Annotated in this window: 12 protein-coding genes, 1 other RNA gene and 1 riboswitch; of the genes, 6 read left to right on the top strand and 7 right to left on the bottom strand. The window is 72.5% G+C overall.

Annotation, left to right across the window (positions count from 1 at the left end; translation table 11 throughout):
• Positions 1–29: 29 nt before the first annotated feature.
• Both GSY69_RS04280 and GSY69_RS04275 read right to left on the bottom strand, forming a co-directional pair.
• Positions 30–716, bottom strand: coding sequence for an endonuclease III domain-containing protein (locus GSY69_RS04280; RefSeq protein ID WP_160952646.1), 687 nt, complete (start codon positions 714–716; stop codon positions 30–32).
• A gap of 204 nt (positions 717–920) precedes the next feature.
• A complete protein-coding gene (locus tag GSY69_RS04275; RefSeq protein WP_160952645.1) occupies positions 921–1,802 on the bottom strand; it encodes a helix-turn-helix transcriptional regulator in 882 nt (293 codons plus the stop codon).
• A gap of 259 nt (positions 1,803–2,061) precedes the next feature.
• Between GSY69_RS04275 and GSY69_RS04270 the strand changes: the two genes are divergently transcribed.
• The 5 genes from GSY69_RS04270 to GSY69_RS04250 all read left to right on the top strand — a co-directional run bounded on the left by GSY69_RS04270 (position 2,062) and on the right by GSY69_RS04250 (position 7,057).
• Positions 2,062–3,510, top strand: coding sequence for an MFS transporter (locus GSY69_RS04270; protein ID WP_160952644.1), 1,449 nt, complete (start codon positions 2,062–2,064; stop codon positions 3,508–3,510).
• 167 nt (positions 3,511–3,677) lie between these two features.
• Positions 3,678–4,211 carry a type 1 glutamine amidotransferase domain-containing protein gene (locus tag GSY69_RS04265; protein WP_160952643.1) on the top strand — a complete coding sequence of 178 codons (534 nt, stop codon included), beginning with the start codon at positions 3,678–3,680 and terminating at the stop codon, positions 4,209–4,211.
• A 114-nt stretch (positions 4,212–4,325) separates the two neighbouring features.
• Positions 4,326–4,420: signal recognition particle sRNA small type (gene ffs, locus GSY69_RS04260), an RNA gene on the top strand.
• Between the two features lie 207 nt (positions 4,421–4,627).
• Complete coding sequence (locus GSY69_RS04255) at positions 4,628–6,067, top strand: L,D-transpeptidase (protein ID WP_160952642.1); 1,440 nt, start codon at positions 4,628–4,630, stop codon at positions 6,065–6,067.
• Positions 6,068–6,232: 165 nt separating this feature from the next.
• Positions 6,233–6,336, top strand: a riboswitch (TPP riboswitch).
• A 46-nt stretch (positions 6,337–6,382) separates the two neighbouring features.
• Positions 6,383–7,057: a TenA family protein gene (locus tag GSY69_RS04250; protein WP_160952641.1), complete on the top strand. Its 675-nt coding sequence runs from the start codon at positions 6,383–6,385 to the stop codon at positions 7,055–7,057.
• A gap of 264 nt (positions 7,058–7,321) precedes the next feature.
• Here GSY69_RS04250 and GSY69_RS04245 read toward each other — a convergent pair whose 3' ends face one another.
• The 5 genes from GSY69_RS04245 to GSY69_RS04225 form a co-directional block, all read right to left on the bottom strand.
• On the bottom strand, positions 7,322–7,735 hold the full coding sequence (locus GSY69_RS04245) for a DUF779 domain-containing protein (RefSeq protein WP_160952640.1): 414 nt from the start codon (positions 7,733–7,735) through the stop codon (positions 7,322–7,324).
• Positions 7,735–9,258 carry an acetaldehyde dehydrogenase ExaC gene (exaC, locus tag GSY69_RS04240; protein WP_160952639.1) on the bottom strand — a complete coding sequence of 508 codons (1,524 nt, stop codon included), beginning with the start codon at positions 9,256–9,258 and terminating at the stop codon, positions 7,735–7,737. The genes GSY69_RS04245 and exaC overlap by 1 nt, the downstream gene beginning before the upstream one ends.
• 295 nt (positions 9,259–9,553) lie before the next feature.
• The gene (locus tag GSY69_RS04235) at positions 9,554–10,195 is read right to left on the bottom strand and encodes a peroxidase-related enzyme (RefSeq protein ID WP_160952638.1); all 642 of its coding nucleotides are present in this window, start codon (positions 10,193–10,195) and stop codon (positions 9,554–9,556) included.
• A gap of 246 nt (positions 10,196–10,441) precedes the next feature.
• Entirely contained in the window at positions 10,442–11,554 is a 1,113-nt protein-coding gene (locus tag GSY69_RS04230; RefSeq protein WP_328698759.1) for an AI-2E family transporter, read from the bottom strand.
• Between the two features lie 167 nt (positions 11,555–11,721).
• Entirely contained in the window at positions 11,722–12,966 is a 1,245-nt protein-coding gene (locus GSY69_RS04225; protein WP_160952637.1) for an MFS transporter, read from the bottom strand.
• 207 nt (positions 12,967–13,173) lie between these two features.
• Between GSY69_RS04225 and GSY69_RS15140 the strand changes: the two genes are divergently transcribed.
• On the top strand, positions 13,174–15,541 hold a 2,368-nt coding region (locus GSY69_RS15140; protein WP_160952636.1), incomplete at its 3' end, for a M3 family metallopeptidase.

Here is a 15,541-nt window from a genome sequence, read left to right as displayed (position 1 = left end):
TCCGACGCGCCTGACCGCGCCCGCCGCCGCTACCGCGCTCGCGCGGCCGCGGTCGGGCTGTGCCGCGCTCGCGCCTGGGAGCGCTGGGCGTCCGCCTTGCCCTCCTCGACGATGAGCCCGTGGAGCTCGCCCAGTTCGCGCGCGCCCAGCCCCGAGGCCTCCAGGGCCGGCAGCACCTGCCGGCGGGTCGCCTCGTAGGAGCCGGGCACGGCGTAGTCGAGCCGGGCGAGCAGCCTGCGGGCGTAGGCATCGGCGATGAAGGCGCGGCGCCCATAGCGGTAGAGGGCGATGACGTCCGCGGTCTCGGACCCCACGCCCCGCAGGGCGAGGAGCTGCGCGCGCAGCTCCTCGTCGCCGAGCGCCTCGGGCTCTCCGTCGCGCACCCACGCGGCGAGCCCCCGCACGGCTGCGGACTTCGCCGTCATGAAGCCGGCGGGGCGCACGGGGCCGGCCAGCGCCTCGGCATCGGCCCGCGCCAGCGCCTCCGGGCTCATGAGGCCGGCCTCGCGCAGGTTCGCGATGGCCGCGGCGGCGTTCTCCCAGCGGGTGTTCTGCACGAGGATGGCGGAGACCATGCGCTCGAAGGCGGACTCGGCGGGCCACCAGTCGTCCTGGGGTCCGTGCGCGGCGAGCAGCCACTGGTGGAGCGCGCCGAGGTCGAGGTCCGCGAGGCGCCGGGCGCCTCCGCTGGCGCGCGAGTCGCGTGGGGTGGCCATGCCCGCATCCTACGGTCCCGTCGCCGGGGCCACGGCCTCGGCGGCCGTCCCAGGCGCAGCTCACCCCCGTCCATTCGAGTCCTAGCCCAGCTCAACGCGGTGACGGCCAGTGGGGGGCGCGCCCGCCGCGCGGTCACAGCCGGCGGCGCGGTCACGGTCGGCAGTGCAGTCGCGGCTCGGCAGTACGGTCACGGCCGGCGGCGCTCACACGGCGCGCAGGCGCGGCGCACGGGCGGCCAGGGCGTCGATCGCGCCGCTGCGGATGAGCTCATCCAGGTGCTCGAGCCGGGACCGGGTGACCGCGTCCGCCGGCTGGAAGACCGTGAGCGTGAGCTGGCGGTCCTCCATCACGGCCAGCCCCACAGCGTAGAGCTCGAGGCGGCCCACATAGGGGTTGTCGAAGACCTTGCGCGTGGTGGCCTCGCGCATGACCTCGCCCGAGTCCCACGCCTGGGCGAACTCCTCCCACTCGCGCAGGCGCTCGAGGAACGCCGGCCAGCGGGGGTCGTCGGGCACCTCGGCGAATGCCGTGCGCAGCTTGGCCACGTGCAGCCGCCAGTAGTGGGGATCGTCGGCCAGCGCACGGCGCCAGGCGGGATTGCGCAGCGACTGGACCGTGCAGTTGGCATCCGCGGCGGATCCCACGAGCGCATGGGCATCGGCGATGAGGTAGCGGTAGCCCGCGTTGAACGAGTGCCAGTACCCCAGCGCATCGGCCACCATGGCCGGCAGCGGGGAGAGCGCATCGAGCGTCTCGCGCAGCCGCACGTCCATGGCGCCCACACCGGGAGAGGCGGCGCGCGCGGAGTAGCCGGCCAGACGGAAGAGGTGGGCGCGCTCCTCGGGGCGCAGCAGCAGGGCATCGGCGATGGCGGCGAGCACCTCCTCCGACGGGTGGACGTCGCGGCCCTGCTCCAGCCACGCGTACCAGGTGGTGCCCACGTGCGCGAGCACCGCCACCTCCTCCCGGCGCAGGCCCGCCACGCGCCGGCGGGCTCCGCGGGGCAGCCCCACGTCCTCGGGCCTGAGCCGATCGCGGCGACTGCGCAGGAAGGCGGCCAGTTCGGCCCGACTGATGACTGCCATGGGCCCATTGTGCCCACCGCGGGGCCCGTCCGCCGCTGCGGACGCCTCCCCAGGGTGGTGCTCCGGGTGACAGGATGGGCAGACACTCCCCCGGGGCCCGCGCACCGCCCAGGCTGGCCCCATGACGCACACCGAAGCCCGCGCCGCGCACAGCGCACCGGCCGTCCGCTGCTCCAGCCACCGCTCCGCCGACCCGGAGCCCGGACCCGCCCCGCGGCCCACCGCGGGTGGTCCCCCAGCCCACCGGAAGGAGGCGCGCATGAGTGCGAGGGCGCCGCGCCCGGCCCCGAGCCTGTGGCCCCTGCAGCTCGCGGCATTCCTCGCGACCTTCGTCTTCTCCCTGGGCAACATCACCTCCCCCCAGATCCGCGCGGCCCTGGGCGCCGGCCCGGCGCAGCTCGCGCTCATCGTGGGCGCCTACGCCGCCGCCTTCGCGGCCGCGATCGTGCTGTGCGGCCGGATCGGCGACCGCTTCGGGCGAAAGCGCCTGTTCATCCTGGGCATGCTGGGGCTGCTGGTGACCTCGCTGCTCGTCGCGGGCGCCGCGAACGTGCCCATGGCGATCGCGGCGCGCGCCCTGCAGGGCTTCGCGGCCGCGGTGATGATGCCGCAGATCCTCTCGATCATCCAGCTCAGTGCCGTGGGCCAGGCGCGCGTGCGCGCCGTCAGCGCGTTCGGCGCGTTCTCGGGGGTGGGCACCGTGGGCGGGCAGGTGATCGGCGGCGCGCTCACCTCGCTCGGCGGCCCCGTCTGGGGCTGGCGACTGGCGTTCGCCGTGTTCGCGGCCGCGTGCGGGGTATGCGCGTGGGCCGCGCTGCGCCTGCCGGCCGATGCCGGGGAACCGGGCCTCCGCCTCGACTTCGCGGGGGCCGCGCTGCTCGCCCTCGCCCTGGGCGGGCTGCTCACCGGCTTGGCGATCGGCCCGTCCACCGGCTGGGGCGCGGCCGCGCTCATCCCACTCTCCGCGGCGGTCGCCGCACTCGTCGCCCTCATCGTCCAGCAGCGGCGCGCCGAGGCGCGCAGCGCCCAGCCGCTGCTGCCGCCCCGCGTCCTGCGCAGCCCCACGATCGCGGCGGGCATGATCATGGCCGCGGTCTTCTTCGCGGGCTTCGGCGCCTTCCTCTACAACTTCGCACTGCTCACCCAGTCCGCGCACGGCGATCCGGCGTGGCTCTCCGGCCTCACCCTGGCCCCCTTCGCCACCGCCTTCGTCATCGTCTCCGCGCTGTCCCACCGCATCAGCGCCCGCCTGGGCGGCCCCCGGGCCCTACTGCTCGGGGCGCTCGTGCAGGCACTGGGGCTCGCGGGCGTGGGCGCACTCTCGCTGGTGGCCCCCGGGCACTGGGAGCTGTGGTTCCAGCTCCCCGGGGTCGTCCTGGGCGCCGGCCAGGCCCTGCAGTTCGCGCCGCTCGTTGCCACCGTCATGGCCGAGGTGCCGAGGCGCATCGCGGGTCTGACCGGCGGTCTCGTGTCGACGATGCAACAGACGGGCATCGCGGTGGGCGTGGCCGTTCTCGGTTCCGCCTTCCAGGGCCTGAGCGCGCGGCTGGGCGCCGATCACGCCTTCGGCGTCGTCAGCCTCGTCCAGCTCGCCCTGGCCGCGGCGTTCGGGCTCGCCGCCCTGCGCCTGCGCCGGATCGCCGCCCGGCCCGCCCCCGAGCCGCCCGCCGGTCCCGCGGACCCGCCCGGCACCGCGCGGGACGCGTGAGGGCAAGGGGACCTCACGGAATACGCCGCCCGTCCGCGCACGTTGCGCTGGTGGCGGGGCGCCCGCCCGCCGGCCCCGCGCACGGGGCCGCTGGAGCAGCGGCATCCGCCGACCACGGGCGCGCCGGCCGCGGCGCGGCCCGGAACCTACGCACAGAAGGAGACGCCATGTCGGCAGCAGGCAAGAAGGTCGCAATCCTCGTCACCCGCGGAGTCGAGCAGCCCGAGCTCACGAGCCCCCGCGAGGCGCTCGATGCCGCGGGGGCGATCACCCAGATCGTCTCGCCCGCGGACGGCAGCCTCCAGGCCATGAAAGGCGACTGGGACCGCGGTGAGGAGTTCGCCGTCGATGTGCCGCTGGCCGATGCAGCGGCCGGCGACTACGACATGCTCGTGCTGCCCGGCGGCACGCTCAATGCGGACGCGCTGCGCGGGGACCCGCGGGCGGTGGAGTTCGTCAAGGCGTTCTTCGCGGCGCAGAAGCCGGTCGCCGCGATCTGCCACGCCCCGTGGCTGCTCGCCGAGGCGGGGGTCGCCCACGAGCGCAAGCTCACGAGCGTGGGCTCCATCAAGGTCGACCTCGTCAACGCGGGCGCCAAGTGGGAGGACTCGGAGGTCGTCATCGACGGCAATCTCATCACCTCGCGCACCCCGGCCGACCTCGAGGCCTTCGACGCCGCGATCGTCGCCGCACTCGACTGAGCGCACCCGCCGAGGTGTGGGCGGGGTGCTGAGCGCTCCGCCGCGGCGCCGCTCGCTGGGCAGGGCACCGGGGCGCAGGGATTTCACTCCCGCGCCCCGGTGCGCTACTGTGGAGGCGGCTCTTCGTGCGGCGTCACCCTGCGAATCCCCCAGGACCGGAAGGTAGCAAGGGTAAGAAGGCTCTGGCGGGTGCACGAAGAGTCCTTTTCTGCCCGGGCACGCCCCCCGCGGTCCGCGCTGACGGCAGGTGTCACGATTCTGCAACGAATGTTGCAGGGATCTCCCCTGGTCACCGCCTCCCTTCAAGCCAATATCCCCGTGGACTCCCACAGGCCGGTCCCCGTCGTCATCGCGCGTTGACATTGGGCCCGTATCCTTTGTGAAAGCCATCCACATCCTCCACAGAGAGGCCACGCGTGTCCCGCCGTCTTCTTGCTGCCACCGCCCTCATCTCCTCCGCCGCACTCCTCGCGGCCTGCACCCCCTCCGGTTCAGGCACCGGTGAGAACGCCTCGAACAACGGCTCCGCGAACACGGAGCAGGCCAGCCCCTCGATCAGCGTCGTCGACGCCAAGGGCAAAGAGGTCAAGACGGTCAAGGCCGGGCAGCACCTGACGCTCAGGGTCGAGAACGGCACGTTCGCCTCCGCGAGCGCCTCCGACTCGAAGCAGAAGGACATCCCCGTCGACAAGGGGTCCCTGTCCAGCGGTGCGGACGCCGACGAGGCGGAGAGCACCGCCGCGCCCAGCGCCCAGAATGCGGGCTTCACCGCCGCCAACCGCTCCTCGACCTCCGATTCGGAGCTCGAGGACAGCGACGCGGATTCGACCGCGTCCGCCTCGCAGGAGGCCGGCGCCTCCGATGGGAGCTCGGAGGGCGCCTCGGCGGCCCCCAGCGCGGGCGCCTCCGATGATGCGGGCTCCGGTGAGCATGGCACGACGTGGACCTCGGACTTCACGGTCGCCGGCAACTCCACCTACGAGTGGAAGGCGACGGTCAAGGGCAACGACGGCCAGTCCCACGAGGAGACCGGCACCGTCAAGACCTCCGAGCCCTCCAGCGAGACGACCCGCACCTTCACGGAGATCGCCGACGATGACACGGTGGGCGTCGCCGCGCCCGTCATCGTCAACTTCTCCGGCATCGTGCCCAAGAAGTACCGCGCCTCGATCCAGAACCGCATGACGGTCCAGGTCACCGACAACAAGGGCAAGAAGCGCAGCGTCACGGGCGCCTGGGGCTGGCTGCCCGATGACGACGGTCACTCGAGCATCCACTACCGCACCGAGGAGCACTGGCCCGCCCACTCGAAGGTCACGGTCAAGCTGCCCATGAAGGGCGTGCAGACCTCGGACGAGACGTACGGCAAGAAGAACGTCACGCTCGACTTCAAGATCGGCCGCTCCCAGATCGTGAAGGCCAGCGCGAAGACGCACCGGATGACGGTGACGCGCGACGGCAAGAAGCTGTGGGACTGGCCCGCCTCGCTCGGCAAGCCCAGCTCCCCCTCCTACAACGGCGAGCACATCGTCATGTCGAAGTCGGCCGACTACACGATGACCTCCGAGCGCTACGGCTACTCGACGCCCGTCCAGTGGGCCGTGCGCATCCACAACAACGGCGAGTTCGTCCACGCGGCGCCGTGGTCCGAGGGCGTGCAGGGCAGCTCGAACGTCTCGCACGGCTGCATCAACCTCTCGACCTCCCGGGCCGCGAAGTACTTCGCATCCGCGAAGTACGGCGATCCCGTCTCCATCACCGGCTCGCGGGTGTCCCTCACGCCGGACTCGGGCGATGTCTCCGATTGGACCTACAGCTGGAAGCAGTGGCAGAAGCTGTCGGCCATCAAGAGCTGAGCCCCTCCCCCTGCGTGCACCCCACCGCCCCGGCCCACGATGGCCGGGGCGGTCGTGCGTACGGGGATGGTGCGCGCCCGGGCGGCCGTGAGGCGGTGCGCCCGTGGGGCCGTGGGGCCGTGGGGCCGTGGGGCCGTGGGGCCGTGGGGCCGTGCGCTAGGGTGGGCTCCACGACAGGGGAGCGCCATCGCGGGCGCTGAGAGTGCGGCAGCAGACCCTTCGAACCTGATCCGGTGAGCACCGGCGGAGGAAGTCGTGAAGCGGGGCCCCAGGCGCCCGGCCGTGCCGCACCCCTGCCCGCAGAGGAGGACTGCGATGAGCACCACCACCATCGTCACCGCGCCGGGCGGTTTCGCCGCCCAGCTGCGCGAGCGCTCAGGTGAGACCTGGGACCGGGCGATCGGCCACCGCTTCGTCGAGGAGCTGTTCGCGGGCAGCGTCGACGACGCCGTGCTCGCCCACTACCTCGAACAGGACTACCGCTTCTTCGATGCGGCCCTGTCGCTGTGCGCCTCGTGCGTCGTCAACGCCGACCGCGTCGAGCCCAAGCTGCGCTTCTCCGCCCAGCTGGGCTTCTTCGCCGCGGACGAGGACGGCTACTTCGAGCGCGCCCTGGCGGCCCTCGGCTCGTCGGCCGCGCGGGCCGGCGAGGTCCCCCTGACCGCGACCTCGGCGGCGATGATCGAGGGAATGCGCGACACGGCGCACGCCAATTCCTACATCCGCAGCCTCATCGTCATGGCCGTCGCCGAGTGGCTCTACCTGGACTGGGGCGAGCGCGAGCTCGCCGACCCCAGCCGACCGGAGCACCTGGGCTGGATCGACCTGCACCGCGGCGCGGACTTCCGCGCCTGGGTGCAGTGCATCGTCGACGAGATCGACCGGGTGGGCGCGGACCTGGACGAGGCGGAGCGCGCGGAGGCCGTCGGCCTGTGGGATCGCTTCGTCCGCTTGGAGCTCGAGTTCTTCGACGCCGCCTACAGCGCGTGAGCGGTGACGGGGCCTCGGGGGGCGGGTGGGGCCATGCGGTTCCCGGGCGGCGCACCGGACTCTGAGGCGCGACGGCGGCGCCAGGGATCGGGTGCCCGAGCGGCTCACCGGCGTCCGAGCGATTCGTCCGTGCCCGAGCGCCACATCCGTGCCCGAGCGCCTCATCCGTGCCCGAGCGGTGCGGACCAAGCGGGGCGGGAGAACCACCGGCTCCCCCGCCCCGCGGCTCCCCCGCCCCCTCGCACCCTGGGGGGGCGGTGCGGGCTACCCGACGAGCCGTGAGCGGATGAGGAACCGCTGGCCCGTGGGCGACTCCACGCTGAAGCCCGAGCCGCGGCCCTTGACCACGTCCACCGTCAGGTGGGTGTGCTTCCAGTAGCGGAACTGCTCCGCGGACATCCAGAACTCGAGCTCGGCCTGCTCGGCATCGACACCGGGCAGCGTGAAGCGGCCCAGCAGCACATCGGCGTCGCTCGTGAGGAACTCACCGGCCGGATAGCACATGGGCGAGGACCCATCGCAGCACCCGCCGGACTGGTGGAACATGAGCTGGCCGTGCTGGCCGATGAGTTCGCGCAGGAGCTCGACCGCCGCCGGAGTCAGCGCCACCCGGGACTCGGTCTCTCCGTCCAGGGTGGGCTGCGAATCCAGCGGACGGTCGAGTGCCTGCTCGCTCATCAGAAGAAGCCCAGCTTGCTCTCCGAGTAGCTCACCAGCATGTTCTTGGTCTGCTGGTAGTGGTCGAGCATCATCTTGTGGTTTTCGCGCCCGATGCCCGAGGACTTGTACCCGCCGAACGCGGCGTGGGCCGGGTACGAGTGATAGTTGTTCACCCACACGCGGCCGGCCTGGATCTCCCGGCCTGCGCGGTACCACGTGTTGCCGTTGCGGCTCCACACACCTGCGCCCAGTCCGTAGAGGGTGTCGTTGGCGACCTTCATCGCCTCCTCGAAGTTCGTGAACGAGGTCAGCGCGAGCACGGGGCCGAAGATCTCCTCCTGGAAGATCCGCATGCTGTTCGTGCCCTTGAACACGGTGGGCTGGATGTAGAAGCCATCGGCCAGGTCCCCGTCGAGGTGGGCCTGCTCACCGCCGATGAGCACCTCGGCGCCCTCCTGCTTGCCGATGTCGAGGTAGGACTTGATCTTCTCGAGCTGGTCGTTCGACGCCTGCGCGCCGATCATCGTGTCCGTGTCGAGGGGGTTGCCCTGCTTCGTGGCGCGCACGCGCTCGATGCCCGCGGCCACGAAGTCGTCGAAGATCCCCTCCTGGACGAGTGCGCGCGAGGGGCACGTGCACACCTCACCCTGGTTGAGGGAGAACATCGCGAAGCCCTCGAGCGCCTTGTCGTAGTAGCTGTCATCGGACTGTGCGACGTCGTTGAAGAAGATGTTCGGGCTCTTGCCGCCCAGCTCCAGCGTCACCGGGATGAGGTTCTGCGAGGCGTACTGCATGATGAGGCGGCCGGTGGTCGTCTCACCGGTGAACGCGATCTTGGCGATGCGCTTGTTCGACGCGAGCGGCTTGCCGGCCTCGACGCCGAAGCCGTTGATGACGTTGACGACGCCGGGCGGCAGGAGATCGCCGATGATCTCGATGAGCACCATGATCGAGGCGGGGGTCTGCTCGGCGGGCTTGAGCACCACGCAGTTGCCGGCCGCCAGCGCGGGAGCGAGCTTCCAGACCGCCATGAGCAGCGGGAAGTTCCACGGGATGATCTGGCCGACGACGCCCAGCGGCTCGAGGAAGTGGTAGGCGACGGTCTCGTCGTCGATCTGCGAGAGGGAGCCCTCCTGCGCGCGGATGCAGCCCGCGAAGTACCGGAAGTGGTCGATGGCCAGGGGGATGTCCGCCGCGAGGCACTCGCGGATGGGCTTGCCGTTGTCCCACGTCTCCGCCACCGCGAGCGCCTCGAGGTTGTCCTCCATGCGGTCCGCGATCTTGTTGAGGATGAGGGCGCGCTCGGCGGCGCTCGTCTTCGTCCACGTCTGGGCGGCCTTGTGTGCCGCGTCGAGGGCGAGCTCGACGTCGTCCGCGTTGGACTGGGCGACCTCGGTGAAGGGCTTGCCGTTGACGGGGCTGACGTTCTCGAAGTACTTGCCGCTGGTCGGCGGCGTCCATTCGCCGCCGATCCAGTTCTCGTAGCGGGGCTTGAAGCTGACCTTTGCGTCCGGGCTGCCGGGCTGTGCGTAGACTGCCATGATTCTCCTCATTGAGATCCGGCGCGCGGTGCGTGCGCTCCGCGCGGCTGACGGCCGTTGCGAACGCCCGGTCCGGGCCATTCATGCGGCTTGCGTCACACCCTAACCGCTGGAGCGGACATGGCTCAACGGTGTCCGGCCCGTCATCGTGGACGTCCAGCGCGGCTGCGCGACGGGCTCCCGCGGCGCCTCGGGAGCCGGCCCGCTGCGCCTGCGGTCGCGATGCCCGCCCGGGGCCAGGTCGCCCGCACGTCCGGTCGCCGGTCGGCCGGCTGCCCAGAGCGCCGGAACCGGCTCAGCCGGCCGCGGGCGGGTCCTGCACCGGGGGCTGCGCCGTCAGCTGCGCGTAGACGTCCTTGGGCACCCGCCCCAGCAGGTAGAACTGCGGGTTGGGCGCCATCTTCGCCACGGTGGCCACCCGGTTGGACAGGCCGAAGAACCCCGTGATCGCCGCGATGTCCCACGCGTCCTCGTCGTCGAAGCCGTGCTCGTACAGCGCCGCCCGGTCCGCATCCCCCACCTCGCCGGGCCGCTCGCAGACCTTGAGGGCGAACTCGAGCATCGCGTGCTGGCGGGCGGGCAGGCCCGCGCTGCGCCAGTTGACCGCGACCCGGTCGGCGATGTGGGGGTCGCGCTCGAACAGCCGCAGCAGCGCGCCGTGGGCGACGACGCAGTAGAGGCAGTCGTTGGCCGCCGAGGTGGCGGTCACGATCATCTCCCGGTCCGCCTTCGTCAGCCCGCCGCCCTCCTTGCCCATGAGCGCGTCGTAGTAGGCGAAGAAGGCGCGGAACTCGGCGGGGCGCCGGGCTAGCGTGAGGAAGACGTTCGGCACGAAGCCGGAGGCCTCCCCCTCGGCGCGGATCCGGGCAAGGACATCCGCCGGCAGGCCGGACAGATCGGGGACGGGATAGGGCTCGGTGACGTCGTTGTCGCTCATGGGACCACTCTAGGGTCTCCGCGCTCCGCCCGTGGCCCGCTGCCCGAGGCGCTCCGGGGCTGCGAGCCCATCGGGCCGACGGGGCGGCGAACCCCATCGGGACGGTGAGGAGCGGGCCCCGCCGGACCGGTGGGGAGGGAACGCCCCCGGGCCGGTGGCGAGCGGGCAGCCCGGGCCAGACTGGCCCGGTGCCCGCGCGGGGACGGCCCGTGCCGCCTCGGGCGCCGGGGGCAGGACCCGGCGGAGCTAGCGCTTGTGCTGGTGGGGGATGACGACGCGCCGGACGATGATGAGGAGGCTCGCGGCCAGCGGCACGGCGACGATCGCGCCGAGCACGCCGCCCAGCCCGCCGCCGGCGGCCGCGGCGATGATGACGATCGAGCCGGGCACGTTGACGGCCTGGTTCATGATTCGGGGGCTGAGGATGTAGGCCTCGATCTGCATGTAGATGAGGTAGTAGATGCCCGCGATGATCGCCATGGACGGCGAGACGAACAGGCACGAGGCCACGATGACGATGGACCCGGACAGCGTGCCCACCAGCGGGATGAGCGAGCCCAGGAACGCGATGAACGCGAGGAGCGCCGGCAGCGGCGAGCCGATGATCGTGAGGAAGATCGAGGACAGCAGGCCGTTGATCGCGGCGAGCAGCACCTGGCCGAAGACGTAGCGGCCCACGGACCGGGTGACCTCCTCCGTGACCGACTCGGTGAAGGCCCGACGGCTGCGCGGCACCAACAGGTAGAGCCCCCGCTTGATCGAGGGCAGCGTGGCGGTGAAGTAGATCGTGAGGATGACGACGATGATGAGCCCGGCGGTGAAGTTCGCGATGCCGGCGCCCACCGCCACCACCCCGCCGCCCAGCGACAGGATGTTCTTCGGGTCCGAGGCCCACTGGCTGCCCTGCGAGACGAGGGCGTTGAGGTCGAGCGAGCCCGCGAACTGCGCCTCGAGGTCCTTGACCCATTCGCGGTTGGCGAGCTCGTTGATGAGCACGGGCAGGTTGCCGATGAACGCCTGGATCTGCGCGACGACCGGCGGGACGATGAGCAGGAAGACCCCCGTCACCGCCAGCACCATGACGACGAGGGTGAGCACGGTGGCGAGCCCGCGGCGGATGTGCCGCTTCGCGAGGAACTGGATGACGGGGTCGAGGCCGAGCGCGAGGAACAGCGCCACCCCGACGTAGGTGATGACGGAGGCGATCGTCGACAGCCCGTTGATCACCATGAGGCCCAGTCCCACGCCCAGCGTGCCGACGAAGGCCATCCAGAACGCGGGAACCTGCAGGCGTCGGGCGGGGGGCGGGGGAACGACTCCGCCCAGGGTGCCGCGGCGGGATCCAGGGAGCTTGCTCACCCGCTCAGTGTAGGCGCATCCGGCGCCCGGCCCCGCAGGCGTCCCGCGCGGCAGGGCGGCTTGCCCCACCGCCGGTCCGCGCACCCGGCTCGCGCACCCGGTCCGCGCACCCGGTCCGCACACCGCTGCCCGCTGCCGCAGCGCCGATCCCCTCAGCGGCGAGCCCCTCAGCGCACCACCGGCTTGGAGCGGCCCAGCAGCAGCGCGATGACGAGCGCGGCGGCCATCATCGCGCCGATCAGCCACGTCACGGCGGGCCAGCCGCCCGCCTCCCACGCGAGCGGCGCCAGATTGCCGTTGACGGAGGAGCCGCCGTAGTAGAAGAGCATGTACATGGAGGCGGCCTGGGCGGGCACCCCCACGGACGCGTTGGCGCGCGTGGCCACCCACGCCGAGGCCAGCGAGTGGACGATGGAGAACCCCACGGCCAGCACGAGCATGCCCGCGATGATGACCCACAGCGGCCGCGCGGCCATGAGGCCCACCCCCGCCAGCGCCAGGACGGGGCCGAAGACGATGACCGCGCGCAGCGAGGTGCGATCGGCCAGCCGGTTGGCCAGCGCCCCGCCGTAGCCGGCCACGGGGTAGACGAGGTAGAGCAGGCCCACGGTGCCCACGGACAGCAGGTACGGCTCGGCCTCGAGGCGGAAGCCCAGCACGTTGAATGCGCCCACGAACGTGCCCATGCCCAGGGCGCCCAGCAGGTAGAGGCCCAGCAGCACGGGATCGCGGAAGGCGCGGCCGAACTTGGCGACGAGCTCGCGCAGGGAGTCCCGGTGGACGGTGAAGCCGCGCGACTCCGGCAGCAGGAGCCAGCAGGCGATCGCGCACCCGACGCCGATGAGCGCGGTGAACAGCAGCGCGAGGTGCGAGGCGTCGAGTCCCAGCGCGCCCGTCAGGCCCAGCCGGTGCATGAGCTCGATCGCCCCGGACGAGGCGATGCGGCCGGTGAGGCCGCCCAGGGTCGTGCCGAAGATGTAGAGGCCCGTCGCGGACGTGGAGTACTCGGGGGCGATCTCCTCGCGCAGGTACACGGCTGCCGTGGCGGGCAGGCCCGCGAGCACGACGCCCATGGCGAAGCGCACCACGAGGAAGAGCGACCAGTCGTCGATGAAGGCCGCGAGGGCGCCCAGCGCCGCCGCCCCGCCCAGCGACCAGCGGATCACCCGCACGCGCCCGAGCCGCTCGGAGATGGGCACCGCGACGATGAGCCCGACGGCCAGCCCCGCCGTGGCCGCGGAGACCGAAAGGGCGGCCTGGGCGGGCGAAATGCTGTAGTCGCGTGCGAAGTACGGCAAAATGGCCTGAGTGTTGTACAGCAGGGTGAAGGTCGCGAGGCCGGCCATGAGCAGGCCGATCTCGATCCTGCGGGTCATCGGGTGGCCCTTGGGATAGCCCGCGAACCCGCTCATCGGCCCTCACTCACTGCACATCGTCCCCTGTATCCGGCACACCAGCACCACGATAGTCCTCGCCTCCGATCCGCTTGGCGAGGCCCCGCACCGCACGGGCGGGCACCCGCACCTGCGCTCGACCGGCACCGCGCGCGATTCCGCCGCAGCCGGGCCGGCGCGGCCGGCGCCCCGCACGTGTGCGCACCGCACCGCCAAGGAGTCACCGTGGAAACCGACCAGACGCCAGCGCCGCACGATGCCCAGGGCACCGGAACCCCGCCTGCACCCGCGGCCGATCCCGCGCACGGTGCCGACTCCGCGCACGACGCCGAGCCGGTTGCCGACCCCGCGCCCGATGCCGCCTGGCAGGCCATCGCGGAGCCCGCGGCCATGACCCTCCCGGACTTCGCCGCGATCGCCCCGACGGACCTGCGCGCCGCGGGCCAGCGCGCGGTGGCCCAGCAGGCCGAGGCCATTGCCGCCATCGTCGCGGCAGAGGCGCCCGCGACATTCCACAACACGACCCTGCAGATCGAGCTGGCCCGCTATCCCGCCCTGCGGCTGGCCGCCCTCGTGCGGCTCTACTCCTCTGCGCTCGCGACACCGGAGGCCGAGCCGGTCTACGCCCAGCTCGACGCCGAGCTCCACGCCGCCGAGCTCGACGTGCTCCTCAGCCCGGAGCTGTTCGCCCGCCTCGAGGCCGTCTCGCTCGTGGACCTGCTGCCCGAGGACCGGCGCCACCACGAGCTCATGGTCGCCGACTTCGTCCACGCCGGTGCGCGGCTCGACGAGGAGTCGCGCCAGGCCGCCGCAACGATCAGCGCCGAGCTGTCCAGCCTCGAGACGGAGTTCGGCCAGGTGCTGCTCGCGGAGACGAACGACTCCGCGCTGCACGTGCCGCCGGAGGACGCGCAGGCGCTCGCCGGGCTCAGCCCCGTCGAGCTGGGCGCCGCGGCCCAGCGGGCCGCCGACCGCGGCGTGCCCGGGTGGGTGCTGGGCCTGCAGAGCACCTCGCAGCAGAGCGCGCTGTGCGAGCTCACCGACACCCGCACGCGCCAGGCCCTCATGACCGCCTCGCTGTCCCGGGGCTCGCGCGGCAACGACAACGACACCCGCGTCATCGTCTCGGACATCACGGCGCTGCGCGCGGCCCTGGCGGGGCTCATGGGCTATCGCACCTATGCCGGTTACGCGATCGACGAGCAGCTGGCCGGCGATCCCGAGGACGCCTCGGCCCTGCTCACGAGGCTGCTCGCACCGGCCCAGGAGCAGCTGGCGGCCGAGCTCGCGGCCATCCGGGAGGACCTCGGCATCAAGCGCATCGAGCAGGCCGACCTCGCCCACCTGCTGCGCGCCTACGGCGAGCGCGAGTTCGGCATCGACGTCGCCGCGGCCGCGAAGTACTTCGAGTTCGACCGGGTGCTGGGCGACGGCGTCCTCTACGCCGCGAGCCAGCTGTACGGCCTCGAGTTCCGGCCGAGCGACCAGCGCGGCTGGCACCCGGACGTGCGCGTCATCGAGGCGCTGGAGAACGGCCGGCCCCTGGGCCTCATCTGCCTGGACCCGTACGCGCGCGACTCCAAGCGCGGCGGCGCGTGGATGGACCAGCTGGTGCCCGGGGCCTGGTACACGGGCGAGCACCCGATCGTCACGCTCACGCTCAACCTGCCCAAGCCCGCCCCCGGGGAGCCCACGCTGCTGGCCCCGGACAGCGTGCGCACCCTCTTCCACGAGTTCGGCCACGTGCTCCACGGGCTGTTCGCGGACTCGACCTACCCCAGCCGCGCCGGCACCTCGGTGCCCCGCGACTACGTCGAGTTCCCCTCGCAGCTCAACGAGATGTGGATGTTCCACCCCCAGGTGCTGCCCAACTACGCGGTGCACGTGGAGACGGGCGAGGGCATTCCGGACGAGATCGTCGATCGGCTCACCCTCGCCCAGGCGTTCGGCCAGGGCTTCGCGACCGTCGAGTACCTGGCCGCCGCCCTGCTGGACCTGGGCTGGCACTCGCTCGAGTCCGGTGAGCAGGTCGACGCGGTGCTCTCCTTCGAGTCCGAGGTGCTCGCCGCCTCCGGCTTCGACCCGCTGGTGCCCCCGCGCTACCGCTCGCCGTACTTCGCCCACGTCTTCTCCCACGGCTATGCGGCCGGCTACTACTCGTATCTGTGGTCCGAGGTGCTCGCCGCACACGCCGAGGAGTGGTTCGCCGCCAACGGGGGCCTCGATCACGAGGCGGGGCAGCGCTTCCGCAAGGCCCTCTTGGCCCCGGGCTACTCGGTGGACCTCGAGGCGGCGGTCGAGGACTTCTTCGGCGCCCAGCCGGGCATCGCGCCCCTCCTGCGCCGCCGCGGCCTGCCGGTTCCGGACGAGGAGGAGGGCCCCGCGCCCGCAGCCGACCGCGCCCAGGCGCCGGGGCCCGAGGCGGTCTTCGGCGATGCCGCCGCCCTGCCCTCGGATGTGGACGAGGCGGAGGCGGGCGGCACCGCGGACGCGCGGGCCGAGCGCGAGCGGCCCGAGGCCGCGGTGGTCGACGGCGGCGCGGATCAGCCGGACGGCGCCGGAGGCCGGGCCACCGCGACCGAGGCCCAGCCCA

This window comes from Brevibacterium rongguiense (assembly GCF_009857845.1).
GTDB lineage: Bacteria > Actinomycetota > Actinomycetes > Actinomycetales > Brevibacteriaceae > Brevibacterium > Brevibacterium rongguiense.
This window is presented reverse-complemented; position numbering and strand designations above follow the sequence as displayed.